This is a genomic window from Rhizobium sp. P28RR-XV (assembly GCF_012641385.1).
Classification (GTDB): domain Bacteria; phylum Pseudomonadota; class Alphaproteobacteria; order Rhizobiales; family Rhizobiaceae; genus Rhizobium.
Genome location: NZ_JABAIG010000005.1, coordinates 304329 through 320860, shown reverse-complemented (window position 1 = coordinate 320860; position 16532 = coordinate 304329). Strand labels below are relative to the sequence as shown.

13 protein-coding genes are annotated in these 16532 nt (G+C 58.8%); 8 read left to right on the top strand and 5 right to left on the bottom strand.

Going from position 1 to position 16532, the window contains the following annotated elements; translation table 11 throughout:
* Nucleotides 1–138 precede the first annotated feature (138 nt).
* The 6 genes from HGP12_RS13075 to HGP12_RS13050 all read left to right on the top strand — a co-directional run bounded on the left by HGP12_RS13075 (nt 139) and on the right by HGP12_RS13050 (nt 8279).
* Nucleotides 139–288 (top strand): hypothetical protein, encoded by a 150-nt coding sequence (locus tag HGP12_RS13075; RefSeq protein WP_133704710.1) that lies wholly within the window; start codon nt 139–141, stop codon nt 286–288.
* Between the two features lie 254 nt (nt 289–542).
* Nucleotides 543–1979: a CHAD domain-containing protein gene (locus tag HGP12_RS13070; RefSeq protein ID WP_409527207.1), complete on the top strand. Its 1437-nt coding sequence runs from the start codon at nt 543–545 to the stop codon at nt 1977–1979.
* 177 nt (nt 1980–2156) lie between these two features.
* Nucleotides 2157–2495: a hypothetical protein gene (locus tag HGP12_RS13065; RefSeq protein ID WP_168879019.1), complete on the top strand. Its 339-nt coding sequence runs from the start codon at nt 2157–2159 to the stop codon at nt 2493–2495.
* 195 nt (nt 2496–2690) lie between these two features.
* Nucleotides 2691–5099, top strand: a complete 2409-nt coding sequence (locus HGP12_RS13060) for an FdhF/YdeP family oxidoreductase (RefSeq protein ID WP_168840634.1) — start codon at nt 2691–2693, stop codon at nt 5097–5099.
* Nucleotides 5100–5631: 532 nt separating this feature from the next.
* Nucleotides 5632–7002, top strand: coding sequence for an MFS transporter (locus tag HGP12_RS13055; protein WP_168879018.1), 1371 nt, complete (start codon nt 5632–5634; stop codon nt 7000–7002).
* 347 nt (nt 7003–7349) lie between these two features.
* Entirely contained in the window at nt 7350–8279 is a 930-nt protein-coding gene (locus tag HGP12_RS13050) for an NADP-dependent oxidoreductase (RefSeq protein ID WP_168840636.1), read from the top strand.
* A 274-nt stretch (nt 8280–8553) separates the two neighbouring features.
* On the opposite strand, the gene HGP12_RS13045 is transcribed toward HGP12_RS13050, so the two are convergent.
* The 5 genes from HGP12_RS13045 to HGP12_RS13025 form a co-directional block, all read right to left on the bottom strand.
* A complete protein-coding gene (locus tag HGP12_RS13045) occupies nt 8554–9531 on the bottom strand; it encodes an aliphatic sulfonate ABC transporter substrate-binding protein (RefSeq protein WP_409526839.1) in 978 nt (325 codons plus the stop codon).
* 31 nt (nt 9532–9562) lie between these two features.
* Nucleotides 9563–10333, bottom strand: a complete 771-nt coding sequence (locus HGP12_RS13040; RefSeq protein ID WP_168879017.1) for an ABC transporter ATP-binding protein — start codon at nt 10331–10333, stop codon at nt 9563–9565.
* Nucleotides 10330–11064: an ABC transporter permease gene (locus HGP12_RS13035; protein ID WP_205926459.1), complete on the bottom strand. Its 735-nt coding sequence runs from the start codon at nt 11062–11064 to the stop codon at nt 10330–10332. Before HGP12_RS13035 ends, HGP12_RS13040 begins: the two co-directional genes overlap by 4 nt.
* 68 nt (nt 11065–11132) lie before the next feature.
* Nucleotides 11133–12095: a formylglycine-generating enzyme family protein gene (locus HGP12_RS13030; RefSeq protein ID WP_246703357.1), complete on the bottom strand. Its 963-nt coding sequence runs from the start codon at nt 12093–12095 to the stop codon at nt 11133–11135.
* Between the two features lie 53 nt (nt 12096–12148).
* The gene (locus tag HGP12_RS13025; protein ID WP_168879016.1) at nt 12149–13585 is read right to left on the bottom strand and encodes a sulfatase; all 1437 of its coding nucleotides are present in this window, start codon (nt 13583–13585) and stop codon (nt 12149–12151) included.
* A gap of 190 nt (nt 13586–13775) precedes the next feature.
* On the opposite strand from HGP12_RS13025, the gene HGP12_RS13020 reads away from it, so the two are divergent.
* On the top strand, nt 13776–14777 hold the full coding sequence (locus tag HGP12_RS13020) for a LacI family DNA-binding transcriptional regulator (protein ID WP_246703356.1): 1002 nt from the start codon (nt 13776–13778) through the stop codon (nt 14775–14777).
* Between the two features lie 12 nt (nt 14778–14789).
* Nucleotides 14790–16277, top strand: coding sequence for a sulfatase (locus tag HGP12_RS13015; protein WP_312862875.1), 1488 nt, complete (start codon nt 14790–14792; stop codon nt 16275–16277).
* Nucleotides 16278–16532: the final 255 nt, after the last annotated feature.

Below are 16532 nucleotides of genomic sequence, written 5' to 3'. Positions count from 1 at the left end.
CGCCCGTTCCGGCTTTCACGATGTGGTTTTCACGATGGGGCCGGCACGACGACCGGCGCGGCCGCATGACAGCGACTGTTTCCTGGGAACCAGACAGGTTTATGAGAATTAATTTCTTTTCAATGGGAGAACACGGCCATGATCCGGAAATTGAAATCTGGCGAATATCGGCTTTACTCGCGCAAGGTCGACCCGAAGACAAATAAGCGTAAAAATCTCGGCACCTTCAAAACCCGCGAGGCCGCCGAAAAGCATGAGCGCGAGGTGCAATACTTCAAGCATCATTAGTCGGCTGCCAACGAAACATCGGCTCGAAACATCAGGTCCCGCCGACGATCCCCCGGTCAAGAGACCACGCGATAATAGGGCGAGCCTTTGGACGTTTGACCGATTTTGTCGTGGTCTCGCTCTGCGTTCAGTCGATTTCATTACCCCAGACGGTGATCTTGTGGGCAAAGCATGCTTTCATCTGAATGTGAGATGATTGAACTATCCCTGTTACAAAGCCGTTCCGCAGATCATAGGGCATAGGGAGCATGAAGGTGGCCGAAATCGAACTTAAACTTGACCTGTCAGATCTGGAGATGGACAGGCTCGTGACGTCGGACCTTCTCGGCGAACCCGCCGAAACGGTCGAGCAGCGTTCGGTTTACTTCGATACGGATGACCGAAGGCTATTCAACGCAGGATTCACACTCCGGATCCGCCGTTCCGGTGTCGCGAGGACGCAGACGGTGAAAGCAACTGGTCCCAGCGCCTCGTTATTCGCTCGCTCGGAATGGGAGACCGCCGTCGAGACGGATGTCCCCGCCCTCGACCATACAAGCCCTCTTCTGAACCAGTTCGGCGACATCCGGGAAAGTCTGTTTCCCCAGTTCGAGATTTCCATAGAGCGTCGGATTTGGAACCTGATCGAGAACGACTCCAAGATCGAGCTCGTTGCCGATCGGGGCACGGCCGCGGAGGCCGACCGGCAGGCGGCTATCTGCGAGATAGAGCTTGAATTGAAAGACGGTAATCCGAAGGATCTCTTTACTCTGGCGCGCAAAATCGAGGCGATCGTGCCGTTCAAGTTCGGCGTCAACTCCAAGGCCGAGCGCGGATATCGGCTGCTGGATGCGGCGCAACATGTGCATAAATCAGCGGAGATCGCTCTTGAGTGGCGCTCAAGCGCCGAGGACGGCTTCCAGGCGATCGCGCAAGCCTGTTTGCGCCAATTTCGGTTGAACGAGACCGTTCTGCTGCACCGAAGAAGCGCCGAAGCCCTTCATCAGGCGCGGGTCGCGATCCGGCGATTGCGATCGGCCATTTCGCTCTTCAGGCCGATCCTGGACGAAGAGGCGCGTCGGCTGTCCGATGAGTTCCGCTGGCTGGCTGGCGTGCTTGGCGAAGCCCGCAACACTGACGTGCTTTTGCCGAAAGCGAAAGACGGGGATCTTACGGACAGGCTGCAGAAAGTTCGCGAGGCGGCTTATGACGAGGTCGAGAACGCGCTAGGTTCGCCCCGAGCCAGAGCGCTCATGTTGGATTTCCATGAATGGCTGCATACCGGCGCCTATCGGGACGGGCCGGCGAAAGATAAGACGATCGGCGAACAAGCAGTCGAAGCGCTCGACAAGATGCGGAAGAAGCTGAAGAAGCACGGCCGGGATCTTGCCCATGTGGACGACGAGAAGCGGCACGAGGCTAGGAAGGACGCGAAAAAGCTACGCTACGCCGCGGAATTCTTCAAATCATTGTTCGCCGACCACAAAAAGGCGCGCCGCCATAAGCGTTTCATCAAGGCCATGGAAGAATTGCAGGATCAGCTTGGAGCTCTGAACGATCTTGCAACCGGCCCCGACGTATTGGACAAACACGGTCTACGAGACCACCCGGGGGCCGCGTCGGTCATTTCGCACGCCGACAAATCATCGCTGATCTTAGCCGCGCAGGCGGCCCTCGACGACGTCCTCGACGCCAAGCGGTTCTGGCGATAGCTGCTTTCACGACGATACGGCTGCATTAGCGAGGCCGTCGGCTTTTGAAATTCATAAAGGCCTCCGTTTTGATATCGCGCTCGATCCGTCACTGCAGGCCTGCCATAACATTTGACTTGGACTCATATTGGTGAAGGCGTAAAATCCACCCATTGTTGCCGACCGATCTGGTAGGCGGTGACGGGTGAAGGTAAACGCGCGCTCTGGAAGCACATGACGACCCGTATGGAACGAGCACAATTCCCAAGAGATCCGGCGCTGCGCGCCGTGCTGAGCAATTGGGCGCGCGCGTTTCTTGCCAACGAGACGTCCGTAAACCGTGTGGTGGAGCGGACCATCAACGTTGCTTGCGATGACCCCGAAATCCTCAATGGCACCAATATGGACGATGCCCTGTTTGCTCTTTTGCATCGGCACGCATTGGAGGAGATCCACCTGACCGTGGCGCTGGCTTCGGGAACCGAGATGTCGATCGTGGCGCAGCCGGACGACATTCGCAACCAGCCCTTCTGCTGAAAATCCCGCTTCGAACCCCATGCATATCCGCCGATCGCCGTATTCGGGCATGAATGCAAATGGCTGTCCGCGAAGCGAACCGGGCGTAAAGTGCCCGGCCGCTGGTTTGTGAGATTTCACGTCGCCGCGATAGGTGGAACCAATTGTTCTTCCCTGTGTTCGATGTAGGTTCCAGACGACGCAGGACACATCCCCATGACCAGCAATCCACGAAATCCTCCCAGAATTCGGGCTTATGACGGCCCAGCCGGCGGCTGGGGGTCGGCAAGGTCAGTGAGTGAAGTGCTGCTTCGCGAGCACGTCCCTGCGAAAGGACCGAGCCTGCTTGCGCACCAGAACAAGCCGGACGGCTATATGTGTGTCAGTTGCGCCTGGGCAAAGCCGGCAAAGCCTCATCCATTGGAATTTTGTGAGAACGGTGCAAAGGCCACAGCCTGGGAGGTCACCGATCGCAGAGCGGATGCGGCGTTCTTCGCCCGCTACTCGCTGACGGAATTGGCAAACTGGAGCGACCACGATCTGGAAGAACAGGGCCGCCTGACGCAGCCCATGCGCTTCAATCCCGATAGCGATCGGTACGAACCCGTCGAATGGGAGGTCGCTTTCGGAGAAATCGGAAACGAGCTGCGTGCCCTAGAGCCCAAACAAGTGGATTTTTACACCTCCGGCCGCGCCTCCCTGGAAACGTCTTACATGTATCAGCTCTTTGCGCGCATGTACGGAAGTAACAATCTGCCAGACTCTTCGAACATGTGCCATGAGAGTACCTCCGTCGCCCTGCCGGAAAGTATCGGTGCTTCTGTCGGCACCGCAATCCTCTCCGACTTTCAAAACTGCGACTGTATTTTCTATATCGCACAGAATGTCGGGACCTCGTCCCCTCGCCTGCTGCACGATCTGCAGGATGCGGCGGATCGCGGCGTACCGATCGTCACCATCAATCTTCTGCGCGAACGCGGATTGGAGCGTTTCAAGAACCCGCAAGCGCCGAGTCAAATGCTGTCGGGCAAGGAAACGATCATTTCGACGGAATATTATCAAGTCCGCAACGGTGGTGACACCGCCGCGCTTTTTGGAATATGCAAGGCTTTGATCGAAGCGGATGATGCGCTGAAGCTCACTGGCGTCAGCAAGAGCAGTGGCGCGGATGCCGAGCCCAAAGACCAGACCAATGCCTCAGAAGTCGCCTTTGCCGCCTCGATGGCGGCGGCCGACAAGAAGCACGTATTGGATCACGACTTCATCAAGGAACATACAACCGGATTCGAGCAATTCGCCTCGATCACCAGAGCCCACTCGTGGGAGGAGCTGGAACGCGTTTCAGGTCTCAACCGACAACAGATGGAACAGGCTGCGAAGACCTATGCAAATGCGCAAGCGGTCGTCATTGCCTACGGCATGGGCGTCACTCAGCACATCATGGGCGTCGACAATGTTCACATGATTGCCAATCTGGCCCTGCTGAGGGGAAATATCGGCAAACCTGGGGCAAATATATTGTCCATCCGTGGCCATTCGAACGTCCAAGGGCAGCGCACGGTCGGCATTACGGAAAAACCGGGTCTTGCTCCGCTTGATAAGTTGGCGCAACTTTATCATTTCAATCCGCCGAGATGGATGGGGCGGTCGACGGTCGAGACGTGCGGTGCGATTCTAAACGGCGAGAGCCGTGCCTTCATCGGACTTGGCGGCAATTTTCTGCGGGCTGTGCCCGACACCGACCTGATGGAAAAGGCTTGGCGAAAGCTTCGCCTGACGGTCGCGATAGCCACGAAGCTCAATCGCTCGCATGTCGTTCATGGCGAGCTCGCCTATCTCCTTCCCTGCCTGGGACGCCTGGAAATCGACGAACAGGAGAGCGGCGCGCAAGCGGTTTCGATCGAAAGTTCCATCGCGCATTTTCACGGCTCGCGAGGGCGAGCAGCACCTGCAAGCACGCTTTTGCGTTCCGAGCCGGCGATCGTCGCCGGCCTCGCCCAGGCGACGCTTGGCGCCACTGCAGTGCCATGGGACAGATGGGTCGCAAACTATGCAGAAATCCGCGACGCGATTGAAAAAACCTATCCGGAGACATTCAAGGATTTCAACAAACGGCTTTTCCAGCCTGGGGGATTCGCGCGCCCGCTTCCTGCGCGCGAACGCAAATGGGTGACAGCGTCGGGGAAGGCAAACTTCATCGCGCCGGCCCGTTTGTTTCCGGACTTCGATATCGACGGCGACCCCGGCCGCATTCTTCATCTTGCGACCCTGCGCTCCAACGATCAATTCAATACCACCGTCTATGGCTATAGCGATCGCTTCCGGGGAGTGGACGGAACGAGAATGGTCGTGTTCATGAACGGCCACGACATTCGTCGGCTCGGCTTTGTCGAGGGTGAGAGCATTGACCTGCGCACCGCGCTTGCAGATGCGACAGACAGACAGGTCACAGGCCTGCGGATCATTGAATACGCCATCCCGGAAGGCTGCTGCGCGGCCTATTACCCCGAGGCCAATCCGCTTTTTCCGTTGGCCCATCACGACAAGAAGTCGAAGACGCCCTCCTACAAGCTTCTGCCGGTCTTGGTCTCCCGCACGAGCGGTATGTCTGCTGTTGATGAATGACGATCCTATCAACCCCTTCATGTTGGCGAGCAGGAAAGGCTCCCACACTCGGTGTCATCAAGGCTACGAACTATTGCCGGCATGCGCGGGAACTTCAGGCGGAGCTGCCGGGCCATCGTTCTTGGTTGACCGCATCAGTTCAACCACGTTTTGTGGGAGGCGCCGAAGCTTCGACGACGTCGTCACGTTATGCGGCCCTGGATCCGTGCCCGACTGTTTTCCGATTTCATCAAAAGCGCACCCGCAAACAAAGCGAAAATCAGCTCGCTAGCCAAGCGACCAGGGAAGTGCCGACCCTGCGTCGGGATGCCGGCGTTGTGCGGATGTCGGGCTGGTCCTTGGATTTATCGTTCATCGTCAACTCCGAGCCGGGATGAGTATCGGAAGCATTCGCTCTAGGGCCGAGCTTGTTTCTGCCAGCATGTTGCTGATCGAGCGAAGCCCATTGGCATTTGTTCCGGCGCTCTGATTGGAGCGCATCCGACGTGAAACCAATTCAATTGCGCTAGGTTTGCTTGCGAGAGGAAATGCCATGCATTCGATCGAACAATCCGCGAAACCACTTTCGAAACTGCATCCTGCTTTGCTCAGCGTTCTCTGTCTGGGCGTGATCGTCGCGCAAGTCGACACATCGGTCGTCAATCTGGCGGTACAACCAATTGGTAAGAGCCTCGCGGCTTCGGTAACGCAGTTGCAGTGGGTCATCGATGCCTACAATCTTGTCTACGCCGCCCTTCTCATCAGCGGCGGCCTGCTGGCTGATCTTTATGGGCGGCGCCTGATTTTCGTCGTCGGCTGCATCATCTTCACAATCGCAAGCCTGGGCTGCGCCCTGGCTCCGTCGATCGCGATCCTGATCGGCGCCAGAGCGACAACCGGCCTTGGATCGGCTCTTCTGATCCCCGCCTCTCTCTCGCTCATTCGGGTGATTTATCCGGACGAGAAGGTTCGCGGCCGTGCGCTGGGCATCTGGGCTGGGTGCAACGGCATGTCGCTCGCCATCGGACCGAGCCTCGGTGGATATCTGATTCACGGCTTCGGTTGGCGGGCAGTCTTTCTTGTCGTCGTTCCGATCGGTGCGGTTGCCGCCGTCGGGGCGTTGCTTTTGGTCCCGGAAAGCGCGGACCGAAAGGGAAGGTCGTTCGACGCGCTCGGCCAGATGCTGGGCATTATATCACTGGGCGCCATCACTCTTGCAGCCATCGAATCCTCGCATCTTCCCTTGCTCTGGACGATCTTCCTGGCGTTTTGCGGCGTCGTTCTTCTCTCGCTTTTTATCCTGGTGGAACGGCGTCTGGATCAGCGCGCCCTCGTGCCGATCCCGATGTTTGCCAGCGGGAAGTTCAGCGGCGCCATGGCGGGAACGGCCGCAATGACTTTCGGCATGTATGGCACGCTCTTTCTGTTTCCGCTTACCTCGCTAAGTCTCGACAGAATGGATCCGACCGAGGTCGGCCTGGCTCTCCTGCCCATGGCATTGAGCTTTGTGGCGATATCGCCTTTTTCGGGCCCACTTTCAGAGCGTCTCGGCAAGCGGCGAGTAATTACGCTGGGACTGGCTGCAATGGGTCTGGGAAATGTGCTGCTCGGCATTGCTTTTGCCGAAAACCTATTAATCGCTGAGGAACTCGGCCTGCTGTTGACCGGCATCGGCATGGGCTTCGCAACCGGCCCGCTTACAGCGGTTGCGGTATCAAGCGTCGCCAGCGAACGCGCGGGAACCGCAAGCGCACTCATCAACGTCGCTCGCATGGTCGGCGCAACCATTGGCGTGGCGGCACTCGGATCGGTCTTTGCATTTTTCCATGAACCTCCGTCGGGCTTCATCACAGCCATGCTCTGTGGCGGCGTTGCTCAACTTCTCGGCAGTGTGGCTACATGGAGGTATCTGAAACGGGCCTAAGCGCTTTCGGATCACTTATTGTTCGTATCTTCCGCTGTGGCTTCGCATCTTCCGTTTTGGGAACTTCCCGCACGGCAGCTTGTTCGGTTACGAGTCAATCGGTGCCGACGAAGACGACATTGGTCGTAATCGGATTGCTGGTGATACTGGCTGCAAGCGGTAGCCCTGCTTGTCTGCGCTTATGTCGGCCATGTCGATTACGTGGCTGAGAAAGGCAAAGAACCCTTACCTCTCAGGCAAGCTGCCGAACTCCGCAGCGGGCTTTGATTGGATCACGGTGACAAGATAGTTACGCATCTCATCGGCACATTGCAGTTCTGAGATTTAATCAGCAAGGAGAGTCAACGATGCAAGCCGTACGAATTCATCGCTTTGGCGGGCCGGAGGTCATGCAGCTCGACCAAATCGAACAGCCAATACCGGCGACCGACGAAGTCGTCATCAAGGTCGTTGCCGCGAGCGTCAATCCGGTCGATACGAAGATGCGCGAGGGCAAATATCCTGTCGTCACCGAAAAGGATTTCCCGTATGTGCTTGGGCGCGATGTAAGCGGCAAAATTGCCGATGCAGGCGAGTCGGTTTCAAGTTTTCTGGTGGGCGACGAGGTCTTCGCCTTTCTGGCACCGGATCACGGCGGCTACGAAGAATTCGTGATCGCAAAATCGGACGAAATCGCCATGAAGCCCGTGTCCTTAGACCATGTTGAGGCTGCCGCGGTGCCGCTTGCGGGCATTACTGCGTGGCAAGGCCTCTTCGATCACGGCAAGCTCGAAGCGGGCCAGCGCGTTCTCATCCATGGCGGTGCCGGCGGTGTCGGCCACCTTGCAATTCAGTTCGCTAAAGCAAAGGGTGCCTGGGTGGCGACCACGGCTTCCGCGGCTGACCGGGATTTTCTGAGTGGCTTGGGTGCCGACCGGATTATCGACTACAAGTCGGAGCGCTTCGAGACGATCGTCGAACCGGTCGATCTCGTCTTCGATCTCGTGAGCGGCGAGACACAGGATCGGAGCTTTTCGGTCATCAAAAACGGCGGTGCGTTGATTTCCACCCTGACGGAGCCCAACAAGCAGCGCGCAGAAGCCGAAGGCATCAGGGCCGGCCGTTACACCGCGCAGCCGAATGGCGCCCAGCTCCAGAAGATCGCCGAACTTATCGACAGCGGCAGGGTGAGAGTTCACGTCGACCGCACCTTCGGGTTTCGTGAGGCTGCGGCGGCACAAAAGGCCCTGCAGGAAGATCACATCCGAGGCAAAATTGTTCTGAAGGTGCTGAATTGAATGAGAGTAGGCGACGCCGCCGATGAGATGACGCTCGATACCTCCGGAAAAGCAAACCGTTGCTGCCATGACCGGAACATCCGCCACCATCGAGCCCGTCGCTGACCTGCTCTGGACGGGCCTTGGCGGATTGCTGCCGGCGGACATTCTACCACCCGGCGGCTGACGGAAGGGCAGCCTAGGACAGTTGTTTAATGCCCACCGGCTTTGGAACCGGAACAATAGGCGGCGACCCGCTCCCGGATGCGATAATCCGTTCGTTCCCGCATAGATATCAGGCCGAAAGGAACAATTTCGCGTCGAAATATTTCTCCGGCGGCAGCGGGTCCTTGATGGTGCCGAAATCGACGAACATCTTGTTGAACTCGCCCAGCCACTTTGTGACGCTGCCGTCTTCGGTGAACTTGTTCAGTTCGGCGCTGGTCAGAAGTTTTCGGCTCTTTGCAACCTTCGCCGTCGCATCGGGCGGCGATTGCGTAAAGGCGACCGTCAATTCGATGGAGTGATCCAGGTTTGCAACCCGATAGTCCATCGCCTTCTTGATGACCTTCAGGAAGCTCTTAGCAAGCTCGGGATCGCTCTGGATCGTCTCATTGCGCGCCACGAAGGTGTTGATGAACGAGGTGTCGGGATAGAAGTCCTTGTTCGAGATCAGCTCCTTCATGTCGGGAACACGCGGCTTGATCGCATCGATCAGCGGATACCAGATGCCGGCCGCATCGATTTGTTTCGACGAAAAGGCGGCCACGACGGTGCTCGGATCCATCGGCACGATCTGTACGTCCTTGATCGTCATACCGGCCTTGCCGAGCGCCATGCGCAGGATCATGTCGCCGGACGTGCCTTGCGGGACACCGATCTTCTTTCCCTTGAGATCGGCAATCGAGCTGATTGCCGCCTGCGCGATGACGCGGTCGCTGAAGCCGATATCGTTGACCCCAAGCACCCTGGCGTGACCGCTTGCCGGAAGCCAAAGCGCGCCTGGCCCGATGGTCCCGAAATCGAGGCTGCCGGCGCCCATCGCCTGGATCTGGATGGGGCCGTTGGTGAAGACCTTCAGATCCGGCTCGAGCCCCTCGGCATCCCACAGCTTCTGATCGTTGGCGATCGCAAACAGGCTCGAATTGGGAAAATCGGAGAGATAGCCGATCCGGACCGCCTTCGAGGCTGCACGAACCGACTTGGCGATGAAGGGCATGGTGGCGGCGGCCGTCAGGGCTGCGCCCGTCCTCAATAGACTGCGTCTCGTCAGCATGATCATTTCCTCCTGTGATTGCTGATCTTCAATTCGCGGCGGGATGATAGACGGCCCGCCAGACCTCGTTGCGCAGCTCGGCAAATTGCGGCGAAAGCCGTATTTCCTCCGTGCGGGGAAACGGCAAATCCACGGGGATGATCTTGTGGAGTCGGCCCGGACGAGCCGCCATCACAATGACCCGGCTCGCCAGATAAACCGCCTCGTCGACATCGTGGGTGATGAACATCACCGTGCGGCGTTCCTTGCTCCACATGGTGAGAAGCTGGTCCTGCAATTGCACGCGCGTCAAAGCATCGAGCGCGCCGAAGGGCTCATCCATCAGCAATATTTTCGGATTGACCGCATAGGCTCGGGCGATGGCGCAGCGCTGTTTCATGCCGCCTGAGAGCATCTTCGGCAGGGCGTCGGCAAAGTCCGTCAGGCCGACCAGCTTGATGAAGTGATCGGCAATTTCGCGGCGCTCCTCCTTGGGGCGGCCGGAAATCTGAAGCCCGAATTCGACGTTCTGCCGCACGCTCAGCCAGGGAAACAAGGCATATTGCTGGAAGATGACACCGCGTTCGGGGCCTGGTCCCTTTACAGGCCCATTGTCGACCAGGACCTGGCCCGAGGACGGCGGCGTCAATCCCGCGGCAATATTCATGGCCGTCGACTTACCGCAGCCGGAAGGGCCGACCACGGTAATGAACTCGCCATCCTCTATATCGAGATTGAGGTTCTGCAATGCGGTAAAGGCCGCCTGACCCGCAAGATTGAAGCTTTTCGAAACGTTCTGAAACGAGATCTTCGGCGTCATAGCTTTTCCTGCCATGCGGTGAGAATGCGATCGGCGGCCATGACGATCCGATCCATGAGAAGGCCGAGAACACCGATGGCGATCAGGCTGACAAAGATCGTCGGCAGGTCATAGTAAAGTTGCGCCTGCTGCATGCGATAACCGAGGCCGGACTGTGCGGCGATGAGTTCAGCTGCGACGACGGTCGCCCAGGACGAGCCGAGGCCGATGCGCACGCCGACCATGATATAGGGCGTCGAAGCCGGAATGATCACGCGCCGGAAAATGGTGAAGTCGCCCGCCCCCAGCACGCGGGCGGCGTTGATGAGCGTCTTGTCGACGCTGATAACCCCCTGATAGGTCGCAACGACGCTCGACAGGAAGGCGGCGAGGAAGATGACGAAGATCTTCGGCGTCTCGTCTATGCCCATTGTCACGATGGCGAGCGGAATGATGGCAAGCGGCGGGATCGTGCGGAAGAACTGGACATAGGGTTCGATGACGCCCCGGGCGATGCGATACCACCCCATCAGAAACCCGATGGGAACGGCGACGATCAGGCCGAGGCAGAAGCCTGTCATGACGCGGCCAAGGCTGGCGAGCGCATCGCTGAGCAGGATGCCGTTTCTGGCCTCGGCGGCCGCGGCCGCAGCCACCTGGGCCGGCGTCGGAAGACCGACCAGCCCTTCGGCCGTCACCAGCCACCAGAGGCCGATACCGACAATGACGGCAGCCGCATTCAGAACCAGCATGGCGGCCGATGTCGCCAGGAAAGGGCGCCGGACCGCGTCGGGACGCGCGGATGCGTTCGTTGCGATGCTCATTGCCGTTCGCTTTCAACTGCATGTGGTTCGCTATGGGGCCTGTCGGTCAGGCGGCGGACGCAGCGGAAGCCGACATGCGTGGTCGCGCTGTCGATCATTTCCGGATGCCGGGCTGCCGGTCGGTAACGGCGGCAATAGTTCGGAGCGCAAAGATGCGAGCCGCCCTTCAATACCTTGCGCGGTATGCGGATTGCCGGTTGAAGCGGGTCGTAGCTGCGCTCAGCCGTGGCAATCCTGGGATTGATCGGAATGCAGCAAGGCTTTATGACCTCGTCCGGATGGCGGTCCGTCCAGTAATCGTCGGTCCATTCCCAGACGTTGCCGATCATATCGGAGAGACCATAGCCGTTTGCAGGAAAGGCCGCGGCAGGCGTGGTGCCGAACCGAGCCTTGCCTGCCGGATTGGCCATCGGAAAGTTGCCATCCCAGACATTTGCCATCTTGCGGCCGCCGGGCTCGAACTCCTCGCCCCAGGCGAAAGTCGCGCCCTCCATACCGCCACGGGCGGCAAACTCCCATTCAGCCTCGCTCGGTAGTACCTTCCCCGCCCAGAGCGCGTAGGCCTCGGCATCGGCATGGCAGACCTGCACCACCGGATGATCCATCATCTCCTCCGTCAGAGGCGAGATGCCATCGGGCCGATACCAACATGCACCCGCTACATAGTGCCACCAATCACCCCAGAAGCGCATTTCGCCAACGCTCTTCGGCGCCGCTCGAAAGACCAGTGATCCCGGCTGCAGCATGGCCGGATTGGCGCCGGGATAAAGCGATGAGTCCGGTGCCTGCTCCGCAACCGTCATATAGCCGGTGTCGGCAACGAAGCGGGAAAAATCCCGGTTCGTGACGGGCGTCGCATCCATGAAGAAGCCGTCGACCTTCACGCGATGAACAGGCCCCTCTTCTGGATAGAAATCCTCCGAGCCCATCAGGAAACTCCCGCCTTCGATCCATACCATCCCGTCCATCGCGAACGGGACCGATCGGTTTGCGGTTATCTCCCGAAAGCCGGTCATCGCGCAGCCGCCATGACGTCGCGCGTGCGATAGTTCGATTCGATCAACCAATCCCGCATGACATCGAGGAGCTCGCGCTTTTGCTCTTCGTAGACGGGATCGCTCCAGAGATTACGCACCTCGCCGGGGTCGTTCTTAAGATCGAACAGCTGCCCATCGCTTGATCCCTTGAAATGAACCAGCTTCCATCTGTCGCTGCGCACGCCAGTCATGAATTCGACGCCGCCGCTCATCGCGACATCGCCGATCTGTTCACAAAAGACATGCGTTCGCGGCGCCCACTCGCCCGTCTCCAGCGCGGATTTCAGACTGCGGGCCTCGAAACTTTTCGGCGGGGTGATACCTGCATATTCGAGGATCGTCGGACCAAGATCGAAGAGCTGGCAGAGGCCCTTCAACTCCCGGCCCCCTTCGAACCGATTGGCGGTCGACCAGATGATGGTGGGCACGCGGGTGACGACGTCGTACATCGACCATTTCTGGATCAGGCCATGGTCTCCCAGGCATTCGCCATGGTCTGAGGTGAAGATGACGATCGCATCCTCCAGATAGCCACGGGTTTTCAAAGCCTCCAGCAGCTCGCCGATCTTCTCGTCGATCAGCGAGACGTTGCCAAGATAATGAGCCCAGAGGCGCTGCATCTGCTCGGGCGATGGGTCGAGGCTCCAGACGACTGAATCGTGATCGACCTCGACATCGTGCTGTCGTTTCTCCTTCAATTCCTGATACAGGGAATCGAGCTCTTGCGCAGATGGCTTCGGCAGCGGCAAATCGCTGCGCTTCAGGTAAGGCTGCGAATAACGCGCCGGCGGATCGAAAGGCGGATGCGGGCCGGGAAAGCCGACTTGCAGGAAAAGTGGCTCGGTCGGCGGATAGCTATTGACCCACCACCTCGCCATGTTGCCGACAAAGGCATCGGAATGCAGCTCTTCCGGCAACTCCCAATCGAAGGCGCCAAGACGCTCGCGATAATCCTCCCGCTTGCGATAGGTTTCGCGCTGCTGCTTGACAAGGCCGTTTGCGGCAAGCGCCTTGTCCCATTCGTCGAAATACCAGCGCCCCTCCATATAGCGGTCCTTGTTTTCAACGACATAACGCTCGTGGAAACCGGAGTCCGAATTATAGGGAATGGTGTGCATTTTGCCGACATTGACGCAGCGATAGCCGGTCTCTCTCAACTGTTCGACCCAGGTCCGCTGCCAGTGCTGACCATTGGCGAGCACGCCGGTCGTATGCGGATAATAGCCGGTGAAGAGGCTGGCCCTCGAGGGCACGCAACTCGGTGCAGTGATATGGCAATCGGTCAGCGTCACGCCTTTTTCGACGAGCGCATCGAGATTGGGCGTTGCCGCATAGGGAAATCCAAGCGCGGCTATCGAGTCGTATCGCTGCTGGTCGGTCATGATCAGGATGATATTGGGGCGGTCAGCCACGCCTTATGTCCTTCCCTGCTGCCGTGCGCCAGATTCGTGCGAAATAGGCCGCAAGAAAATTTTGCGCTCTTGTCTCCTCAGCCAAGAAATGGCATAAAGTTAACGGTAACGCAACGCTCACTTGAGCAAATTTTTGCGAGGTTGGATGAGTTCTGGGGCGGAGCCGAGAGAACGGGGAGGAACGCCGACCTTGGCGTCGATCGCCGCCAAGGTCGGCGTTTCGATCAATACGGTATCGCGGGCGATACGCGCGCCCAAGACGGTGCGACCGGAGCTGCGACGGCAGATTGCCGAGGCCATGGACGAGCTGAATTACGTGCCGAACCGGCTCGCCGGCGGTCTATCGGGAACGAGATCCGATATCGTCGGCGTCGTGGTGACATCCCTTTATTATTCGGAATTTGCCTCCATCATCGACACCCTGCAATCGGCTTTGCTGAAGGATAATCTTCAGGTCATGCTTGCCAACACCCGCTACGATCCCGATCAGGAGATAACACTCGTCCGCTCGATCCTCAGTTGGCGGCCCGCGGCCGTTGCCATTATCGGCGTCGACCATCCGGCAAAGGTCACCGAACTGCTTAAATCCTCAGGCGTTCCGGTCATCGAGATGTGGGACGTCGGCGGCGGCATCATCGATTCCGCCGTCGGCATGGATCATGAAGGAGCCGGCAAAGCGCAGGCGCAGCACATAATCGCATGCGGCTACCGACATCTCGCCTTTCTCGGCAGCATGCGGGAAAATGACATGCGCGCAAGGAAACGCGCCCGCGGTGCGGCAAGCGCCATCGCCGCCGCCGGTCTGCCGGATCTTGTCCATTCCGTCCGCCAGGAAGGCGGCCGGCCGGCACTCGGCGAAGAGCTGGTCCATGAATTGCTCGATCATCATCCGCAGATTGACGGGATCATCTGTAATAGCGACGTCGTCGCCTTCGGTGTCCTGAAGGCGCTGCATGAGCGCGGCAGGAAAGTACCCGACGACATCGGTGTTATCGGCTTCGGCGACAGCGAAGCCGCGAATTACGTCACCCCATCGCTCAGCACCATCAGGCCGGGCCGTCATCGGATCGGCGAGCTGACGGCGGAACTCATCGTCGCGCGGATCAATGGCGAAGAGCCGAGAACGGATGTGGTCGATTGGGAGCTGATCGCGCGCAACAGCACCCGTCCTAGCCGCTCCCCAAATCGTTGAATGGAGATTGACGTGACCGAAGCAATGCAAAGGCCCAACATCGTCTTCATCATGACTGACCAGCAGCGTTTCGATACGATCGCCGCTGCCGGTTTCGACTACATGATCACACCCAACCTCGACCGCCTGGTCCAGGAAGGCACATGCTTCAGCCACATGTACGTGACATCCCCCTCCTGCGCGCCCTCCCGGGCGAGCCTGTTCACCGGGCTCTATCCGCATACCAACGGCGTCTTCCGCAACGACGAGCGCTGGACGCATAGCTGGGTGCGCCGCCTGGCCGATGCCGGCTATCGCTGCGTCAATGTCGGCAAGATGCACACTTCGCCCTTTGAGGATTCCTTCGGCTTTCACGAAAGACATGTCGTCGAAAACAAGGACCGAGCGACCGAGCGCCTCCCCTTCTATCTCGACAACTGGGACAAAGCCTTCTGGAACAGGCGCATCGAAAAGCCGAGCCGTGTCACATACCGGCGGCGGGAGGATTATGGCGAACGACTTGGCGCCTTCGTCTGGGATCTACCTGAAGACCTGCATTCGGATAATTTCGTTCCTGAATTCGCCGCCATGTGGCTTGATCGCTATCAGGGCCAGGAACCATTCTTCCTGCAGATCGGCATTCCCGGCCCGCATCCGCCCTACGACCCGACGCAAGCCTATATCGACAAATACAGGGACCGCGATCTGCCGGAAGCGATCCGTGATCAGGCGGCAATGAACGGGCAGCCGTCGGCGCTCTGGAAGCTTCGAGAACAACATCTCAGCATCGATCACGATGCCGTCGTCCATCTCGAAAACCCGACACCCGAGCAATTGCGCCGCCAGCGCGAGCATTACTTCGCCAATGTTTCGATGATCGACACGCAGGTCGGCAAGCTCATGGAGGCGCTGGAGCGCCGCGGCGTTCTCGACGATACCATCATCATCTTCACGTCAGACCATGGCGATTGCCTCAACGATCACGGCCATAGCCAGAAATGGACGATGTATGAGCCGAGCGTGCGCGTCCCGGCGATCGTATGGTCGCCGGGACGCGTCGAGTGCGGGAAGCTTGTCGGCGATCTCGTATCGCTCTTCGATTTCGGGCCGACGATCCTGGAAATGGCCGGGCTCGACGTGCCGAAATGGATGGAGGCACGCTCCCTTTGCCCTTACCTCACAGGCACGAAGGTCACCCCTCGCGAATTCGTCTTCTCAGAACATGCCGGCGACCGCATTCTGAGCGGCACCGAATTCATGACGATGATCCGCGATCGCCAGTTCAAACTGGTCCATTTCGTCGAGAGCGACGAAGGACAGCTTTTCGATCTCCTTGCCGACCCGCAGGAGATCAACGATCTGTGGGGTGATCCGGATCATCAGGATGTCAAACGCCGCCTGATCAACGAGATCCTGAAATGGCGCATCCGCAGCGATCTGAAGACACAAGGCTGGACCGAAGCGATCATGAAGGAGGCAGGAGGCCAGAGCCCGGTGGGAATGGGAAACAATGCCGGATAGGGCGGTCGAACCGCTTCATTATCGTCGCCGCCGCGCCGTCAGTACACTCGGCGTTGAACAGTGCCCAATCAAGCCGGCGGATCGACACGTCACAACGGACGTCCTTTGCGCTCATGATTGACTAGCAGATTGGACATATTTTCGATGACGTCCGCCACACCGTAGTTGCTGGCGAAATCGCAGCGGCTGGCTTCAGCCAATCCCACAGATTAGGCTTGTGGTGTCGGATAGAGTGCCAGGATGTTGACGTTGACC

What these genes read in the sequence shown, in the direction of transcription:
- HGP12_RS13075 (WP_133704710.1), top strand. Translation starts at nt 139, where the DNA reads ATGATCCGGAAATTGAAATCTGGCGAATATCGGCTTTACTCGCGCAAG.
- HGP12_RS13060 (WP_168840634.1), top strand. Translation starts at nt 2,691, where the DNA reads ATGACCAGCAATCCACGAAATCCTCCCAGAATTCGGGCTTATGACGGC.
- HGP12_RS13055 (WP_168879018.1), top strand. Translation starts at nt 5,632, where the DNA reads ATGCATTCGATCGAACAATCCGCGAAACCACTTTCGAAACTGCATCCT.
- HGP12_RS13050 (WP_168840636.1), top strand. Translation starts at nt 7,350, where the DNA reads ATGCAAGCCGTACGAATTCATCGCTTTGGCGGGCCGGAGGTCATGCAG.
- HGP12_RS13040 (WP_168879017.1), bottom strand. Translation starts at nt 10,333, where the DNA reads ATGACGCCGAAGATCTCGTTTCAGAACGTTTCGAAAAGCTTCAATCTT.
- HGP12_RS13035 (WP_205926459.1), bottom strand. Translation starts at nt 11,064, where the DNA reads ATGCTGGTTCTGAATGCGGCTGCCGTCATTGTCGGTATCGGCCTCTGG.
- HGP12_RS13030 (WP_246703357.1), bottom strand. Translation starts at nt 12,095, where the DNA reads ATGGTATGGATCGAAGGCGGGAGTTTCCTGATGGGCTCGGAGGATTTC.